The 2,213-nt window shown below is 68.3% G+C and carries 2 protein-coding genes; both read left to right on the forward strand.

What is annotated here, in order from left to right; genetic code table 11:
- Positions 1-66 precede the first annotated feature (66 nt).
- A complete protein-coding gene (gene istA / locus AB0F91_RS47050) occupies positions 67-1,332 on the forward strand; it encodes an IS21 family transposase (RefSeq protein ID WP_360609017.1) in 1,266 nt (421 codons plus the stop codon).
- Positions 1,329-2,144, forward strand: coding sequence for an IS21-like element helper ATPase IstB (istB, locus tag AB0F91_RS47055; protein ID WP_360609019.1), 816 nt, complete (start codon positions 1,329-1,331; stop codon positions 2,142-2,144). The genes istA and istB overlap by 4 nt, the downstream gene beginning before the upstream one ends.
- Positions 2,145-2,213: the final 69 nt, after the last annotated feature.

The following is a 2,213-nucleotide window of genomic DNA, read 5'->3' on the forward strand; positions in this document are numbered from 1 at the left end:
TGTCGTTGCTTCGTGAAAACTGACCCCCAGGAGTCTTCCGAAAGTTGACCCCTCTGAGGTAGGAGGGTGCTGAACGTGGAGGACTGGGCGGAGATCCGCCGGTTGCATCGGGCTGAGGGTGTGCCGATCAAGGAGATCGTCCGGCGGCTGGGGATCTCGCGGAACACGGTCCGGGCGGCGTTGAGGTCCGAGGGGCCGCCGAAGTATGAGCGGGCTTCGCGGGGGTCGGTGGCGGATGCGTTCGAGCCGCAGATCCGGGCGCTGCTGGCCCAGTGGCCGCGGATGCCGGGACCGGTGATCGCGCAGAAGATCGGGTGGCCGCACTCGATGTCGCCGTTGAAGAAGAAGCTGGCCGTGTTGCGCCCGGAGTATGCCGGGATCGACCCGGTCGACCGGGTGGTCTACGAGCCCGGCCAGATCGCCCAGTGCGACCTGTGGTTCCCCGAGCCACGGATCCCGGTTGCCGCGGGCCAGGAAAGGGTGCTGCCGGTGCTGGTGATGACGCTGTGCTTCTCGCGGTTCCTGGCCGCGACGATGATCCCGTCGCGGCAGGCCGGCGACATCCTGTCGGGGATGTGGCAGCTGGTCAACGGGATCGGCCGGGTCACCAAGCGGCTGGTCTGGGACCGGGAGTCTGCGATCGGCGGGACCGGGCGGGTCAGCGCCCCGGCTGCGGCATTCGCCGGCACCCTGGCCTCGAAGATCGTGCTCGCGCCGCCGCGGGACCCGGAGTTCAAGGGCATGGTCGAGCGGAACAATCAGTTCCTGGAGACCTCGTTCCTGCCTGGCCGGGTTTTCACCAGCCCGGCCGACTTCAACGCCCAGCTCGACGAGTGGCTGGCCCAGGCGAACAACCGGAGCGTCCGGTCGATCCAGGGTCGCCCGGTGGAGCTGCTGGAGACCGACTACCAGGCGATGCTGCCGCTGCCGCCGGTCGCCCCGCCGATCGGGCTGCACCAGCGGGTCCGGCTCGGTCGGGACTACTACGTGCGGGTCGACACCGTCGACTACTCGGTCGACCCGCGGATGATCGGCCGGTTCGTTGACGTTACCGCCTCGCCGGGCGAGGTGACGGTGTTCTGCGACGGGCAGGTCGTCGCCCGGCATGACCGCTGCTGGGCCAAGCAGGTCGTGGTCACCGATCCGGCCCACCAAGCCGCCGCGGCCGTGCTGCGGAAGAACTTCGCGGCCGAGCGCCTGCGCCGCGAGGCCTCCGGCGAGACCCGTCGTCACGCCGACGGACACGTCGTCGCGATGCGGGCCCTGCCGGACTACGACGCGCTGTTCGGCGTCGATTTCACTGCCCCGCCAACGAAAGCGAGCAACACGTGAACACAACCGCCAAGCCCAAGGCGGCGACCGCGACGAAGGACGGGCTGCCGTCCCAGATCGCCTACCTCACCCGGGCGCTGAAGACCCCGACGATCGGGGCGTTCTGGGAACAACTGGCCGGCCAGGCCCGGGACGAGAACTGGTCGCACGAGGAATACCTCGCCGCGCTGCTGCAGCGCCAGGTCGCCGACCGCGAGTCCAAAGGCACCGTGATGCGGATCCGCACCGCCCACTTCCCGGCCGTCAAAACCTTGGAGGACTTCAACCTCGACCACCTGCCCTCGCTGCGCCGCGACATCCTGGCGCACCTGTCGACCGGGACGTTCGTCGCCAAGGCCGAGAACGTGATCCTGCTCGGCCCGCCCGGCCTCGGCAAAACCCACCTCGCGATCGGGCTCGGCGTCAAAGCCACCCAGGCCGGCTACTCGGTGCTGTTCGACACCGCCAGCAACTGGATCGCCCGGCTCACCGCCGCCCACCACAGCAACCGGCTCGAGGCCGAACTCAAGAAGATCCGCCGCTACAAGCTGATCATCATCGACGAAGTCGGCTACATCCCGTTCGACCAGGACGCGGCGAACCTGTTCTTCCAGCTCATCGCCTCCCGCTACGAACAGGGATCGGTGATGGTGACCTCGAACCTGCCGTTCGGGCGCTGGGGCGAGACCTTCTCCGACGACGTTGTCGCCGCGGCCATGATCGACCGTCTGGTCCACCACGCCGAGGTCCTCACCCTCACCGGCGACTCCTACCGCACCCGCCAACGCCGCAACCTGCTCCGCGACCAGCAGCAGAACACCGACCAGAACTAGACGACAACACCGCGCACGGGGTCAATTTTCCCGAGACCACCCGGGGTCAAGGTTCCCGAAGCGTTGACA

Source organism: Amycolatopsis sp. NPDC023774, assembly GCF_040639695.1.
Classification (GTDB): Bacteria; Actinomycetota; Actinomycetes; order Mycobacteriales; family Pseudonocardiaceae; genus Amycolatopsis.